Below are 15045 nucleotides of genomic sequence, written 5' to 3'. Positions count from 1 at the left end.
GCCTTCGGGTCGGCGTGTTTTGCGCTTGGGACGGCGATTGCCGGTTATCAGGGGGCTGCGGTCCTTGGCGGGCTGGCGGGCGTTGCAGGCGCGGGGCTTTTGATCATTCTGGAAAGGGAGGAATGATGACACGGATCACACTTGAGGTCTGCGTGGATGACACGGCAGGGATCGCGGCGGCGGCGAAGGGCGGTGCTGACCGGCTGGAACTGTGCGCGGCACTGGCTTTGGGCGGGCTGACACCCTCGACCGGGCTGATGCGGCTGGCGGCGGAATCACGGGTGCCGACGCTGGCGATGATCCGCCCGCGTTCGGGCGATTTCGTCTGGATCCGCCGTGAACGAGCAGCGATGCGTGCCGAAATCGCTGCCGCCCGCGCCGAGCGGCTGGCGGGCGTGGTGATCGGGGCGAACCTGCCCGATGGCCGCCTGGATGCCGAAACCCTGTCCGACCTGATGGCCGAGGCCGAGGGCATGGGCATCGCGCTTCACCGTGCCATCGACCTGACCCCGGACGTGTCCGAGGCCCTGTCGCTATGCCGCGAACTGGGTATCCGGCGGGTGCTCAGCTCGGGCGGGGCGGCCACGGCGGTCGAGGGGATCGACCGGCTGGCGCAGATGCAGGGGCAGGGCGTGACGATCATGCCGGGCAGCGGTGTTTCCGCCGACAATGTCGCGCAGCTTGACGCGCGGTTGCGGCTGACCGAGGTTCACGCCTCTTGTTCCGGCCCCCTGCCCGTCCCGGGGGATCCCAAGGTCAGGGGCTTCGGGTTTCAGCCAGCGGGCGCGCGCGGAACCGATGCCGCGCGCGTGGCCGGGATGCGGGCGCTGCTGGATCAGATCACCGCTTCGCGCCCGGCAGGGTGAACCTCTTCGTAATAGCTGCGCAGCGTCAGCTTGCTGGCCGCGCCCTCGTCCAGCACCACCGTGACCTTGGGGTGCATTTGCAGGGCCGAGGCAGGGCAGGCCGCCGAGACCGGCCCCTCGATCATGGCGGCGGTCGCGTCGGCCTTGCCCGCGCCCAGGGCCAGCAGCACGATTTCCTGCGCACGCAGGATCGTGCCGATGCCCATGGTAATGGCCAGACGCGGCACATCGTCGAAGCGGTCGAAAAAGCGTGCATTCGCCTCGCGGGTGGATCGGGTCAGGGTCTTGATCCGGGTCAGCGAAGTCAGGCTTGAGGTCGGTTCGTTGAAACCGATATGCCCGTTCGCCCCAAGCCCCAGCAATTGCAGGCCAACATCGCCCGAATCGCGGATCGCCTGTTCATAGCGCGCCGCCTCGGCCTCGGGGTCGGGGGCATCGCCGCGCGGCAGATGGGTGCGGGCGCTGTCGATATCGACATGATCGAACAGATGCTCGCGCATGTAATACCAGTAGGAACAGGGATGATCCGGCTTCAGCCTGACATATTCGTCAAGGTTGAACGAGGTCGCTCTGGCAAAGCTGGCATAACCTTGCCGGTTGAGTTCGATCAGCCGGCGATAGACCGATTCCATTGTGCCGCCGGTCGCAAGACCCAGCACCGCGTCGGGTTGCCGGACCAGCCGGGTTGCAATCTGGTCCGCGACGCAATTGACCGCGCCGGTCTCGGTAGGGTGGATCAGGACTTTCATTTGCCTAAGGGGACTTTCGTTCAGGGGTGGGGGACTGGTATCGGTCAGGGCTGGCCCGAGCAACAAGGAATTTGTTTTCAGGATAATGCGCGAATCGCCGGGATTTCAAGATTTTCCGTTTCCGTTCGGGCGCACCGTGAAATTTTTTTTCGTTTGATCGGGCAGCCGCGCCTGAAGCGCTTCGCGATTGGCCCCAAGATGCCCGGACATGCAACCCGACACCCGCCGCCTCGCGTCACAGCGAGCCCGGATGCGATGGCAGCGCCGCTGATTTACGTCCCGCGATGGCCGGGGGCGCTGCGCCCCCCGGACCCCCCGCCTTGCGCGTGGCGGGGGATCAGCGTGGGGATGGGGCGGGGTGTCGTGTGGCGGTCATGGCGTAGCGGCGGACACCGGGGCCCGCCGTCATCCCATGGGCCAGAATGCTTGACAGGACCGTTGCCATTACCGCCACGCGGATTGTCGGCTGTTCCTGCCCCGCCGCGTTTTGCAGATAGACCAGCCCCAGCACGATCGAGGCCAGCCCCCGCGGTCCGAACCAGCCGATGAACAGCACCGTCCGCCAGTCCAGCCCGGTTCCCGTCAGCGCCACCGCGACCGGCAGCATCCGCACCACCGTCAGGCTGAGCGCGGCATAGGCGAAGGCCGTCGCTGTCATCTGTGACCATTCGCCTGCGACCAGCAGGCCGAACAGGTAAAAGACCGACAGGTTGATCGACTGGCCCCAGTTCTCGATGAAGGCCGTGCTATGGGCGGCGAGACCGGGTTTCCGGTCGCTGCCGCGCGTGGCGAGGCCCGCGACGAAGGCGGCGATGAACATGCTGGCCCCTGTCACCTCGCAGGCCAGCACACAGATCATCGGCAGCGCGGCGAAGCCCAGTTGCCGGTAATCGGGGCCGATGGTTCCCCGTTCGGCGGCCCGTGCATAAAGCCGGCCACCAAACCCGCCCACCAGCAGCCCGATCATCAGGCCCACGCCGAATTGCTGGACAAAATATTCCGCAAGGCTGGCCCCCGTCCCCGCCCCTGCGCCAATTCCGGCGGCGGGCGAGGCCATTGCGATGAAGAACAGCAGGAAGGGAACGGACAGGCCATCATTCAGCCCTGCCTCGATGTTCAGCGATTCGCGGATGGGCAGGGGCACGCGGGCATCCGACACGATGGCCCGGCCCAGACCTGCATCGGTCGGGGCAAGGATCGCGGCCAGGATGCCCGCCTCCCACAGGGTCAGGTCGCCAAAGACCAGCAGCGCTGCCAGCAGCCCAAGCAGGATGGACAGGAACATGCCCACCGTCAACAGCCGCCCCGGAAGCGACCGCAGATCGCCGCGAAAGCGAAAGCTGACGCGACTGCCATCGGTGAACAACAGCAGCACCAGACCGATTTCGGCGACGGTCAGGAAGATTTCGCCCTCGAACCGGGAAAGATTGATGGCACCGGTCATCAGCCCGGTCAGGATGCCTGCGCCGGTAAAGACGATCGGCGCGGTCAGGCGGTGCCTTTCGATCCGTTCCGAGATCAGGCTATAGCCAAAGACCAGCGCCAGAAAGATCGCGATGACGGTCATCCGCGCCTCCGTTCATTCCAGATGTGTCAGGCGCGAAACGACGGCAAAGAAATAGCCGCCCGACCAGCCGCACATCAGGATGCCTGTCAGCCCCTCCATCGAGGCGATCAGCCGCCATGATTGCGGAGGCACGATGTCGCCATAGCCTATGGTGGCATAGGTTACGGCGCTGAAATAGAAGGCCTGCTCGACCCCCGGTATCACGCCACGCCAGTCGAAATAGACCGCCCAGACCAGAATTTCGACCAGATGCGCCATGATCACCAGAACGGCCAGCCGCGACAGCAGCCATACCATCGCCGGGGTCGAGATTTCGGCCCTGGCCTCGACGGCGCGGACCTTGAGACGCTTGAGGCTCCAGCCAAGGGCAAGGCTGTGGATCGCGACGGTAAGCGCCACCAGAATGAACCCGTCGATGATATTGCTCAGCATGTCCTGTCACCCCTGGACTGGCGGTCTGATCGGGCCGGTCATGCGGCGGCGGCCCACAGGCGAAAGCGTCTTGTGCCGGTCAGTTCGCGGACCAGACCCATGTCATACATCCGGGCCAGCAGCCGTTCGGCGGTGTCGCGGCTGGCGCCGGTGGCCTCTTCGACCATGGCGGTGGTCATCAGCGGCTGCGCGGCCAGCGCGGCGATGACACGGGCCGGGTTGCTGCCCTTGATGGGGGCGGTGCGGCGCAGGGCGTCCGCCGCCCATTCCCCGACCCGGACCAGATGCAACCGGGCCTCGGCGCTGCCCTCGGACAGGGCGGTCAGGTGACGTTCCAGACGGGTGGCCGGGTCGCCCGTGTCGGTCCAGACCTGCCGCCCGTGCCGCCCCATGGGCACAAAGCGCAGAGCCTCGCAGCACCTGGCCATGTGGCGCGCGGCCCATGTCGCGGCCTCGACCAGATCGTCCACCGGTGACAGATCGGACAGCCGCCACACCATCCGCGCGAAAGGTCCGCATGACAGCGGGTGCAGGCCGCGCGACAGGTGCAGGCCCTGCGCGAACCCCTCGGCGGCGGAATCGAAATCATGCCCGGCGGGGCGCAGCGCCAGCGCGTCACCAAGGGCGGGGCTGTCGCTGCGGTGCAGGCCAAGAAAGTTGCGCAGGTCATCCAGACTGCCCTGCCCCTCCAGCCGACGCAGCGCCCACCGGGCCAGTTGCATCGCGTCCAGATCGGCATCGGCACGCGCCTCCATCAGATCGCGGCCGATTTCCTCGCGGCGCAGCGGCGTGCCCTGCGCCCACAGCATCGTTTCCACCTCGATCAGGGCCAGCCGCCGGGTGGCGCCCTGGCGCGCCCGGTCGTCCATTCCCGCCAGCATCGCGTCCAGCCGCCCCACTGCCAGCGCCGCCCCCGCCAGCGTCGAGGCAAGCCCGGCCTCGGCCGCCCGCCACTCTGCCGGGCGGATCAGGTCGCGGCGGTCCGCACGCGGAAGGGGCGGCGCAAACACCCCCATTTCGTCGTCAAATTCCTCGGGATCGAAGTCGGGACCGGTCATATGCGCAGACTAGCCACCTTCTTGCCGGAACAGAAGGTCTGCCGAAAGGTTCCGGCAACAAGTTTGTAGCTGAACCGTACAGGATGATTCCTGTCTTGTCCGGCGGGCGCGGGCTATCATTTGTTATGTTAAGAACCGCCTGTAAGGAGCACAGATGAACTCTGTCCCAGCGAGGGGCGTCCTCCGCATTCGCTGGCTTCTGATCGCAGCAGCATTTGGTATTCTGGTGGTTTTCCTTGGGGTCTGGTTGAATGCCCAAACGCGGCCACTGCGATTTGCGTTGCCCATGAATCTGCCCGAGGAACCTGCGGAAAGCCGGACTACACTGGGCTGGCCGGGGCCTTCGGGGTGGCCCGCCAGCGCCTATCTTGCGCTTGAATTCGGGCGTCACCGCGGGCTTGTCGCCGAGGTGCAGCCATCCTTTCGCGTTGCGGGCAAGGGGGCGGTCGCGTCATTGCGGGACGGGACGGTCGATGCCGCATATTCCTTTGCCCCGCCGGTGGTACACGCCATCGCGGAAGGCGGCGACGATCTGGTGGTGGCCGGGGTCGTGATGCGTTCCTATGATCAGGTGCGGTTGTTCGTCAGCGCCGAACATGTGGACGACTGGCACCGGGGGAATATCGCCGTCACCAAGGGCACGATCCTGGAATCGCAGGTTCTGGCGCATCTGCGGGCCATCGGCAAACTGGACCAGATCGGGAATGGCGGCGTCAATCTGGTCCATATCGAACGCCCCGAAAGCATGTTCTTCGTGCTGATGAACCGGCTGGTCGAGACATCGGCCATGCCCGCCGTCTATGGCGTATTTCTTGAACAACAGCAGCAGAGCAGTGACAATCCGGAATTTATCGACATCACCATTCCCCGGCTTTACCGGTCAAACGGGTTCATCCTGACCACGCGCGACAGCTTGCGCAAGCATCATGGCCGGATGATCGAGATGTTGCGCGCCTATCGCGATTACGGTGAATTTGTCGCTGCACGGCCCGATGAGGCGCTGAAACAGATGCTTGCACTTGAGGCCGCTGGCACACCCATCGACCCGGATGCCGCGTCCGACACGGCCTGGCGCCCGCAGGATTTCATCCTGCTGACCGATCACAAAGAGATCCGCGCCATCCTTGAGGCCGAGGCTCAGTTGCGAATCGACGGACATGCCTTGGAGGTGATGCCGGATTTCGAACCCGCCCTCTCGGAGCTTGATGAAATTTCGGCCGCCCTGGCGGCAAGCTGAGCGACGGACAGATGAACGGCAGCACCTTCACTTCGGCTTCGGGACAGTTTCAGAGCCGCTCCGATGCCGAGGTAAACCTGCGTCGGCTCAGCAAATCCACACTGATCGCGTTCCTGTCGCTGATCCTTGTCGGGGTGACGGCGGGCTATTTCGCAATCAGCACCCTGGTGCAGATGCAGGGGCTGACCTACGCCGCGACCATGCGTCTGGAAAGCTGGCGTTTCGTCGCCGACCGGACCCTGCTGCTGCTGCGCCTTGAGGAACGGCACCATGATGGCACCCCCCTTGCCCGGCTGGCGCAGCGGACCGTCGGCGAAGCCTATGATCAGGCGCTGCGCAGCCATCAGGCTGAGAACGCCATCGTCAACCGGCTGGATACCGGTTTCATGGAAAAGCTGGGTCTGTTCGATTTCGCGCTGTTGAACGAATTCGTACGGCAGGACATCGACCCGCAACTACGCCTGTCCGTGCAAGAGGTGATGGGCAAGTATATCGATCCCCGGACAAAGGGCACGACCGATAAAAACCGGCTGTACATCGCCCTTCAGAATGATGAATTTCTGGCCCCGCTGTACCGCCGTGCCACCCTTGCCGGAATCATGAGCCAGCAATGCGTGCGGCCGCTGGTCTATATCCTTCTGGTGGTGGTCACGGGCTTTGTTCTGGCGCTGTGGCTGTTGTGGACGCGATCACTGGCACCGGCCTTCGCGATGCTGGATCAGCGCAGGCGGTCGCTGCTGGCCAGCACGACCGAACTGGCCGACCGCAATGCGGAACTGTCGCGCAAGAACGCGCAGGTTCTGGCCGCGCAGCGTATGGCGCATATCTGCTACTGGTTCCGCGACGGCGATGGCGCGGCAAGTTTTTCGGCCGGTTTCGAGGATGTTCTGGGCCTGCGGCATCAGGATTTGCCCACGACTCCCGAAGCTTTGGCCCGGTTGAGCGAGGAAGCCGAGGCTGAAAAGGTGCTGACCATCTATCGCCGCCTGTCGCGCAGCGATGGCAGCGAAGAAGTGACGCGCACCATTCAGTCGCGCGATTTCGGTCGCCGGGTCATTCGCGAGCGGATCGAATCGCGTCTGGTTGGCGGGCGGCGGCAGATGATGGGCATCATGTTCGACATTTCCGATGTCGCGCGGGCGTCGGAAGGCTGGGCCAATTCCGAAAAGATCGAGATGATGGAGCTGATCTCGGCCGGGGTTGCGCATGATTTCAACAATATCCTGAACATCATCCTCGCCCATGCCGAGATCATGCTGGAAGAACGCAGGTTTTCCGAAAGCCGCACCACGGCGATTCAGGACGCCGCCCAGACCGCTGCGGCGATTACCGCCCAATTGCGCAGCCGGGTCGCCTTTTCAGACGGAGAGCCATCGCGCCTGTGCATGGCGCAGGTCGTCGGCGATTGCGTCAAATCGCTGACCAAGGCCACGCCCGAGGGCCCCCGCATCGTCATGCGCGTGGCCGAGGGCGAGAATTTCATGCTGCTGACCACGCGCGGACTGTTCGAGAACGCGATCATCAATGTCATCTCGAACGCACGAGAGGCATCGCGGCCGGGTCAGGCGGTCGAGGTGGTGCTTGATCTGATCGACGCCAGCGAATTGCCGCCCTCGCCGCCGGGTGTGCAGTCCCCGGCCCCAGCCCCGCGCTATGGCCGCATCCTTGTCATCGATCATGGCAGGGGCATGAGCGAGGCGATCCGCAAACGCGCGGTCGAGCCGTTCTTTTCGACCAAGGATCGCGGCGCGGGTTCCAAGGGGCGGGGTCTGGGCCTGTGGTCGGTCTTTTCCTTCATGCAGTCTGTTCAGGGGCAGCTTTCCATCGTCTCGCGCGAGGGGGTGGGCAGCGCCGTCAGCCTGATCTTTCCGCTGAATGAACTGGTCGAGCCCTGCCCCATCGTTGCACGCCCACATGTCCCGGACAGCAAATGCGCCGTGTTGACCCGCGTGTTGATCATCGAGGACGAGGATCATCTGGCCGAGATCGCCGAAACCATGGTGCGCATGGTTGGCTGCCAGCCGGTCGTGGCCCGTTCCGCGCACGAAGCGCTGCATCTGGACCGCCAGTTCGGGCCGTTTGACATCCTGTTTACCGATGTGACCCTGGGGGCGGGATTTACCGGGCTGGATGTCGCCGAGCAACTGACAAGGCGCCATCACAACATGAAGGTGATCGTCGCCTCGGGCTTTCTGTCGCGCCCGGAATTCGATGCCCTGAACGCGCATGACTGGCGCTTTCTGCAAAAGCCCTACAGTCTGGCGCAGGTCAGAAAAACCTTTGCCGCCATGATCGGGACCAGCCACGCGCCGCCCGTCCCGGATTTGGAAGTGGTCAATCGCGCACCCATATGAACCTTGGGGGCGATGACCGTCACCGGTCCCGTCCCCGGTTCACAAGTTGGGATTGTGTCATGTCATTCAGCGAAAAACTTGTCCTCATTACGGGCGCGGGCGCCGGAATCGGCCTTGCGACCGCCAAGGCCTTTGCTGCCGCGGGTGCCAACCTTGCAATGGTCGATCTGAACGAAACAGCCCTGCGCGAGGCTGCGGAACAGGTCGGCGGCGATCCTCTGACCATTGCGGCCGATGTTACCGACGAGGCGCAGGTCAGGGATTTTGTCGAACGGGCGGCGGCCCGGACGGGCCGGATCGACGCCTTTATCAACAACGCGGGCATCAACGGCGATTTCGCGAACATCCCCGACCAAAGCGTCCTGAACTGGCGCGCCGTGCTTGAGGTGAATGTCATCGGCGCGTTTCTGGGGCTGAAACATGTGCTGCCGGTCATGTATGCGCAGGGCTCGGGCGCGGTGGTGAACATGGCGTCGAACGGCGGCCTTCTGGGTGCGCCGGGGATGAGCGCCTATGTCGCCTCGAAACATGCGGTGATCGGGCTGAACAAATCCGCTGCGCTTGAGGCCGCGCCGCATGGCGTCCGGGTAAACGCGATCTGCCCCTCGGGTGTCGATACCCAGATGATGCGCCGCATCGAACATAACGCCATGGCCGGACACGAGGCCGAGGCCCGCGCCGCGTTCGAGGCCGCCGTGCCCCTGAAACGCTATGCCGAGGCGACGGAAATCGCCGATCTGGCGGTGTTTCTGGCATCCGGGAAGGCCAGCTTCATCACCGGCGCCTATTACCGCATTGATGGCGGCGGCGGTGCGATATCGGCCTGAGGCAGAGGGCCTGGGCGCCGCGCTGTTCAGCCCTGCGGCGTCATCGCCTTGCGCTGGCGGTTGCGTTCCAGACCAAGCTGCCGTTCGCGCCAGATGATCAGCATTCCGGCAACAATCACCAGAAAGGCCCCGGCCAGAACCACCCCGGTCGGGGCCTCGCTGAACACGAACCAGCCGATCGCGATGGCAAGGATCATCGAGGCATAGTCGAAAGGCGCGACCAGCGAGGCATCCGCATGACGATAGGCCGAGGTCAGCAGGATCTGTCCGATCCCGCCCAGAATGCCCGTCAGGACCAGCAGCGCAGCCGTGCCTGCACCGGGCATGACCCAGCCGTAAGGCAGGCTTAGCAGTCCCAGCACGGATGATGTGACCGAAAACCAGAAGACGATGGCCGATGTCCGCTCGACCTGGACCAGCTTGCGCACGAAAATCTGCGCCAGCGCCGCGCAACAGGCCCCGCCGATGGCGACCACCGCCCCGAGAGTACGCTGAAGATCGCCCCTGACACCCGGACCAAGCTGCGGCGACAGCACGATCAGCACGCCCACAAGACCCAACCCGACCATGGACAGGCGGAACAGCCGCACATCCTCGCCCAGAAACATCGCGGCAAAGATCACAACCAGCAGCGGCGCGGCATAGCCGATGGCCGTCGCCTCGGGAAAGGACAGCAGCGACAGCGCCCAGAAGTTCAGCGCCATGCCCGCTGTCCCGGCAAAGCCGCGATAGAAATGACCCATCGGCCGCGAGGTCCGCAGCCCCGATGTCAGCTCGTGCCGCCAGGCCAGCCAGATCAGGATGACCGGAATCGCAAAGAAGGAGCGGAAGAAAACCTGCTGACCCGCCGGCACCCCCAGCCCGCCATCCGACGTTGCCTTGATAATGGCGGACATGGCGGTGAAGACCGTCACGCTGAGGCATTTCAGCACGACGCCTCGGATCGGAGAAGAGCTGGTCGTCGTCATGCCGGGTTCCGGCCGATTCCTGTTTCGGGGGATGAGGGCGTCCCATCCCGGCTGCGTAGGACTTCCGAAAAACAGGCCCCCGTTTTCAGAAAAAATCCTGCAAAATCAAATGGGCTTAAGCGGGCATTCGTGAACGAAGCCGCGAAGCCTGCTTAGGATCCCGCGCCTCGCCTGTCAAGCGCCGCATGCCTGACCCGCCCCGCCACACGAGACGGCAACGCCGCAGATTTGCGTCCCGCGGTGGCCGGGGGGGCTATGCGCCCCCCGGACCCCCGGCATAAGCCTGCGGCGATGAACTGCGTCGCGGGCCGGGTGCCCCGACTGCATTTCCGCCGCAAGAGGCGGGGCCTGTCGTCACAAGGCCGCGCGGGCGGGTTCGGGATGGATCACCTCGGTGTCGTCGCGATAGAGGCGGGCGACCAGTTCGGGGCGATGGCGCAGCACCGCGCGCTGGTTGATCGAGCCCTTGTCCGTGACCTCGCCCCGGTCAAGGCTCAGCGGTTCACGCATCAGCATCACGCGCGCGATCCGGGTGGCCGAGCCGGTGGAGGCTGCGATGTGACCGGCCAGCCGGGCGGCTATGGCGGCGCGAACCGCCGGGTGCCCGGCAAGCGCGTCGTCCGGAGTACCCGCCGGCACCAGCGCGCGCAACGCGGGCATCGCCGGGACCAGCAGGGCGGTCAACGCATCCTCATTCTCGCCCGCGATCACGGCATCGCTGATCAACCCACCCATCTGGTTCACGATCTGCGCCCGCAAGGCCCCGACCGCGACCCATGTTCCGGTGCGCAGCTTGAAATTCTCGGCGATGCGACCGTCGAAATAAAAGCCCTTCGACGGATCGCCCGGCACTGCATGGCGCAGCGCGTCGCCGAGCCGATAGAAGCCCTCGTCGTCGAAGGCGTCGTGGGTCAGCTCGGGCGCGCGCCAATAGCCCGGCGTGACATTCGGCCCCTTGATCCGCACCTCTTGCTTGTCATCGACGGGCACCAGTTTCAGCGTCACGCCGCGCGCCGGTACGCCGATATTGCCGGGAACGGTCTGCGGTTCCACGCACATCAGTGCGAAGGGCGCGGTTTCGGTCGAACCGAGGCCCGTCGCGATCAGGATTTGCTGGCCCACAGTTTGCACGGCCAGCCGTTCCAGATCGCGCCAGGTATGCGCGGCCAGCCCCGCCCCGGCATACATCAGCAGCTTGAGGTCGCGAAAAAAACTTTCGCGCAGGGTGTCGTCTGTCTCCATCGCGTGGACCAGCGCCTCGAACCCGGCGGGAACGTTGAAATACCAGGTGGGCGAGACTTCGCGCAGGTTACGGATCGTTCGTGCCATGCCTGCGGGCGTGGGCTTGCCATCGTCGATATAGAAGGTGCCGCCGTTGAACAGCACCATGTTGAACACCTTGTTGCCGCTGGCCGTGTGGTTCCACGGTGCCCAGTCGCAGACCACCGGCGGCTCGTCCACCATGAAGGCGAAACAGTCCTGCACCATCACCATGTTCGAACACAGCATGCGGTTCGTCTGGATCACTGCCTTGGGGCTGCCCGTCGTGCCCGAGGTGAACAGGAACTTGGCCACCGTATCCGGCCCGATGGCCTGATGCGCGGCATCGATCCTCTCGCCGGGTTCGGTTGTCAGAAGTTTGGCAAAGGCATGGGACACGCGCCCCTCTGCCCTGCCCTCGACCGCGATCACCGGGATGTCCGCATCAAAGGTCGCAGCGATGGCCTTTGCAAAGGGTTCTGCCGACTGGACAAAGATCACCCCCGGAGTGACCTGTTCCGCAATGGATTTCAGCTTGGCATAATCGGTCGAGACCAGCGCATAGGCGGGCGAGATCGCAGCCGAGGGGATGCCCGCATATTGAGCCCCAAGTGCCATCAGCGCATGTTCCACGGAATTTTCCGACAGGATGATCACCGGTCGTTCCGCTGACAGGTCGTGCCGCAACAGCCATTCGCCGATGCGCCGCACCTTGTCACGCAATTCGCGGTAACTGACCCGCTGCCAGTCGTCGCCACTGCGCTGCGCCATCCAGATGCGGTCCGGGCTGCGGTCGGCCCAGTGATCGATCATGTCCGTCAGCCGGTCGGGATAGTCGCCCAAGGGATCCTCGCGCCAGATCAGCGTCGTGCCGTCCTCGCGCGTTTTCCACGCCAGTTCGGGCTGCCATACCTTTACCGCGCGAATACCGGCGGGTTCCCTGTCTGTCATTACCATATCCTCCCCCTGATCCGAATTTTGTTTACAGGGAAACAGTCTATCTGTAAACTAAATTCGGATCAGGCTGGTGAAAGGGTCAGAAAGATGGGCGGTGAAACGATGGTGCGCTATGAGGCCGAGGGGGATGTCGCTGTGCTGACGCTGAACCGGCCGGACAAGCGCAATGCGCTGAACCTTGGTCTGGTCGAGGCGCTGCATCAGGCGGTCATGCGCGCCCGGACGCAGGCCCGCGCGGCGGTGATCTGCGGGGCGGGCGATCATTTCAGCGCCGGGCTGGATCTGGCCGAACATGCCGAACGCACGCCTATCGAGGGCGTGCATCACTCGCGCCACTGGCACGCGATCTTTGACCAGATCGAACACAGCCCGATTCCGTTCTTTTCCGCTTTGCATGGCGCGGTGGTGGGCGGCGGGCTTGAACTGGCGGTCGCCACCCATGTCCGCATTGCCGATGAAACTGCCTTTTTCGCCCTGCCCGAGGGGACGCGCGGCATTTTTGTCGGCGGTGGCGGTTCGGTCCGGGCGGCGCGGCTGATGGGGGTGGCGCGGATGACTGACATGATGCTGACCGGGCGTTCCGTTCCCGCGCGCAAGGCCGAGGACTGGAACCTGTGCCAATATGTCGTCGCCCCCGGCAAGGCCCGCGAAACGGCAGTCGATCTGGCGCGCAAGGCTGCGGGGAACGCCGAGATGTCGAACTATGCCATCCTGAACGCCCTGCCCCGCATTCAGGACATGTCGCGCGCCGACGGGTTGTTCGTGGAAAGCTTTGTTTCGGCCATGACCACCACCTCGCCCGAGGCGGGCGAAAGGCTGCGCGCCTTTGTCGAGAAACGCGCCGCCAAGGTGGCCCGGCCCGACGCATGAACGCGCCCCGGACCATTGGTGCCGAACAGGCCGACCCCGATCTGGGGCAGCTTGTCGATTCCCTGGGTTTCCTGTTGCGGCTGGCGCAGCTTGGTGCCTTCGGGCTGTTCTATGAACGATTGGCGCAAACCGGCGTGAAACCCGGCGAATATTCGGTGCTGTATGTCATCCGGCGCAATCCGGGCATCCGTCAGGGCGTGCTGGCGCAGCGGCTGCTGATCAAGCGCGCGCATATGACCAAACTGATCCGCCATCTGGAAGGGCAGTCTCTGATCGCGCGGCATATTCCCGACGATGACCGCCGCGCAGTGGAGCTGACACTGACCCAGGCGGGCGAAACGCTGGTGGCGGCGCATGAACAGGACATGCTGGATCAGGCGGGCCACGAATCCGAAAGGCTGACCGGCGATGAGGCGCGGCAACTGATCGGCCTTCTGCGCAAATTCACAGGGATAGAGGAGAGGACATGAATATCGACGATCTGGTCGCCATCGACATCCACACCCATGCCGAGGAACCGTGCTGCGGCCCGCGTGACGATGGCTATGACGAATTTCAGGCCGGCATGGCCGCCTATTTCCGCAACCCGGCGGGGGCAAGGGGGATGCTGCCCACCGTGCCGGAAACCGCCGCCTATTACCGCGAACGCCGGATCGGCGCAGTGATCTTTCCGGTCGATGGTGAACGAGAGACCGGGTTTCGCCGCTATTCCAACGAAGATGTCGCACAGATCGCGGCCGAAAACAGCGATATCCTGATCCCCTTTGCCTCGATTGACCCGGCCAAGGGGAAACTGGGCGCGCGCGAGGCGCGGCGGCTGGTGCGCGAATTTGGCGTGCGCGGGTTCAAGTTTCACCCGACCATGCAGGGGTTCTGGCCCAATGACCGCATGGCCTATCCCCTGTACGAGGCTATCGCCGAGGAAGGTGCCATTGCCCTGTTCCATACCGGCCAGACCGGGGTGGGGTCGGGCATGCGCGGGGGCATGGGCATGCGGCTGAAATATTCGAACCCGATCCATATCGACGATGTGGCCGTCGATTTCCCCGACATGCCCATCGTGCTGGCCCATCCCTCGTTTCCCTGGACGGAAGAGGGGCTGTCGGTCGCGCAGCACAAGCCCAATGTCTATATCGACATGTCAGGCTGGTCGCCGAAATATTTCCCCCCGATGTTTGTGCATTACGCGAACTCGATCCTGAAGAAAAAGATGCTGTTCGGCAGCGACTGGCCCGCGATCACCCCCGACCGCTGGCTGGCCGATTTCGACACGATCGGCATCAAGGATGATGTCAAACCACTGATATTGAAAGAAAATGCAAGGCGGTTACTGGGCCTGTGACAACGGGCACGGAACGCGGGCTTAGCCGGATTCCACGCGCCGCGCCAGCAAACCGGCCCCGGCAAGCCCCGTCAGCAGCAGCGGCAATCCGGCAGGCAGCGGAACCACCGGGGGTGGTTTCGGGGTCGATATTTCTGCGGTGAACCCGATATTCTGGAAATCGACCTCTCGGTTGCTTCCGGTCAGGAAGGCGGTGACGAATTGCACATTCAACGGTGCCGCCAACGCGATGTCTTCGGCCCTGATGCCGGGCGAGGAACCAAGCGACGGCATGATCGAAAGACTGCCAACCTGCGTCGATGTATTGTCGTAGAAGGTGAAATCCACGTTGTCTACGTCATAGCTTTCTGATGTGTAATTCCAGAAATGCAGGGTCGAAATATCGTATTCCTGATTAAAGTCGAACAAAAGCTCCAACCCGCCGCCAAGGCTGTCGGCGGTAAACCAGATATGCGTGGTCTGGTCATGAAATTCCTCGGCATCCGCGCCTGGAGCATCAATCACCTTGCCGATTGTCTGGCCACCATTGAATGTATTGTTGAAACTGCCCGCCGAAGT

Annotated in this window: 14 protein-coding genes; 7 read left to right on the top strand and 7 right to left on the bottom strand. The window is 64.1% G+C overall.

The window, feature by feature from the left end; translation table 11 throughout:
• Positions 1-122: 122 nt before the first annotated feature.
• Positions 123-866 (top strand): copper homeostasis protein CutC, encoded by a 744-nt coding sequence (locus tag ACK5L9_RS10425; protein ID WP_416911397.1) that lies wholly within the window; start codon positions 123-125, stop codon positions 864-866.
• Here ACK5L9_RS10425 and nagB read toward each other — a convergent pair.
• The 4 genes from nagB to ACK5L9_RS10405 form a co-directional block, all read right to left on the bottom strand.
• Positions 836-1615: a glucosamine-6-phosphate deaminase gene (gene nagB, locus ACK5L9_RS10420; protein WP_416911396.1), complete on the bottom strand. Its 780-nt coding sequence runs from the start codon at positions 1613-1615 to the stop codon at positions 836-838. The genes ACK5L9_RS10425 and nagB overlap by 31 nt on opposite strands.
• Before the next feature lie 337 nt (positions 1616-1952).
• The gene (locus ACK5L9_RS10415; protein WP_416911395.1) at positions 1953-3182 is read right to left on the bottom strand and encodes a cation:proton antiporter; all 1230 of its coding nucleotides are present in this window, start codon (positions 3180-3182) and stop codon (positions 1953-1955) included.
• 12 nt (positions 3183-3194) lie between these two features.
• Entirely contained in the window at positions 3195-3614 is a 420-nt protein-coding gene (locus ACK5L9_RS10410; RefSeq protein ID WP_416911394.1) for a potassium channel family protein, read from the bottom strand.
• A 38-nt stretch (positions 3615-3652) separates the two neighbouring features.
• Positions 3653-4672, bottom strand: coding sequence for a hypothetical protein (locus tag ACK5L9_RS10405; protein ID WP_416911393.1), 1020 nt, complete (start codon positions 4670-4672; stop codon positions 3653-3655).
• Between the two features lie 154 nt (positions 4673-4826).
• On the opposite strand from ACK5L9_RS10405, the gene ACK5L9_RS10400 reads away from it, so the two are divergent.
• The 3 genes from ACK5L9_RS10400 to ACK5L9_RS10390 are packed head-to-tail and all read left to right on the top strand — an operon-like array spanning position 4827 to position 9090.
• The gene (locus ACK5L9_RS10400; protein ID WP_416911392.1) at positions 4827-5909 is read left to right on the top strand and encodes a hypothetical protein; all 1083 of its coding nucleotides are present in this window, start codon (positions 4827-4829) and stop codon (positions 5907-5909) included.
• Positions 5910-5920: 11 nt separating this feature from the next.
• A complete protein-coding gene (locus ACK5L9_RS10395; RefSeq protein ID WP_416911391.1) occupies positions 5921-8263 on the top strand; it encodes an ATP-binding protein in 2343 nt (780 codons plus the stop codon).
• 59 nt (positions 8264-8322) lie between these two features.
• Positions 8323-9090 carry an SDR family NAD(P)-dependent oxidoreductase gene (locus ACK5L9_RS10390; RefSeq protein WP_416911390.1) on the top strand — a complete coding sequence of 256 codons (768 nt, stop codon included), beginning with the start codon at positions 8323-8325 and terminating at the stop codon, positions 9088-9090.
• A 26-nt stretch (positions 9091-9116) separates the two neighbouring features.
• Here ACK5L9_RS10390 and ACK5L9_RS10385 read toward each other — a convergent pair whose 3' ends face one another.
• Together ACK5L9_RS10385 and ACK5L9_RS10380 are read right to left on the bottom strand one after the other, a co-directional pair.
• Positions 9117-10058, bottom strand: coding sequence for a DMT family transporter (locus ACK5L9_RS10385; protein ID WP_416911389.1), 942 nt, complete (start codon positions 10056-10058; stop codon positions 9117-9119).
• Positions 10059-10412: 354 nt separating this feature from the next.
• Positions 10413-12269 (bottom strand): feruloyl-CoA synthase, encoded by a 1857-nt coding sequence (locus tag ACK5L9_RS10380; RefSeq protein ID WP_416911388.1) that lies wholly within the window; start codon positions 12267-12269, stop codon positions 10413-10415.
• 93 nt (positions 12270-12362) lie between these two features.
• Between ACK5L9_RS10380 and ACK5L9_RS10375 the strand changes: the two genes are divergently transcribed.
• From ACK5L9_RS10375 to ACK5L9_RS10365, 3 genes are read left to right on the top strand one after another with little or no spacing between them, the layout of a single operon-like run.
• Entirely contained in the window at positions 12363-13145 is a 783-nt protein-coding gene (locus tag ACK5L9_RS10375) for a crotonase/enoyl-CoA hydratase family protein (protein ID WP_416911387.1), read from the top strand.
• The gene (locus ACK5L9_RS10370; RefSeq protein ID WP_416911386.1) at positions 13142-13615 is read left to right on the top strand and encodes a MarR family winged helix-turn-helix transcriptional regulator; all 474 of its coding nucleotides are present in this window, start codon (positions 13142-13144) and stop codon (positions 13613-13615) included. The genes ACK5L9_RS10375 and ACK5L9_RS10370 overlap by 4 nt, the downstream gene beginning before the upstream one ends.
• Positions 13612-14487 (top strand): amidohydrolase family protein, encoded by an 876-nt coding sequence (locus ACK5L9_RS10365; RefSeq protein ID WP_416911385.1) that lies wholly within the window; start codon positions 13612-13614, stop codon positions 14485-14487. Before ACK5L9_RS10370 ends, ACK5L9_RS10365 begins: the two co-directional genes overlap by 4 nt.
• A gap of 21 nt (positions 14488-14508) precedes the next feature.
• Here the strand turns inward: ACK5L9_RS10365 and ACK5L9_RS10360 are convergent.
• Positions 14509-15045 (bottom strand): VPLPA-CTERM sorting domain-containing protein (locus tag ACK5L9_RS10360; protein ID WP_416911384.1); only part of this gene is annotated, 537 nt, incomplete at its 5' end.

The organism is Paracoccus sp. (in: a-proteobacteria) (assembly GCF_047973135.1).
Lineage (GTDB): Bacteria > Pseudomonadota > Alphaproteobacteria > Rhodobacterales > Rhodobacteraceae > Paracoccus.
Note: the sequence above shows the minus strand (reverse complement) of the source record. Positions and strands in the feature narration are given on the sequence as shown.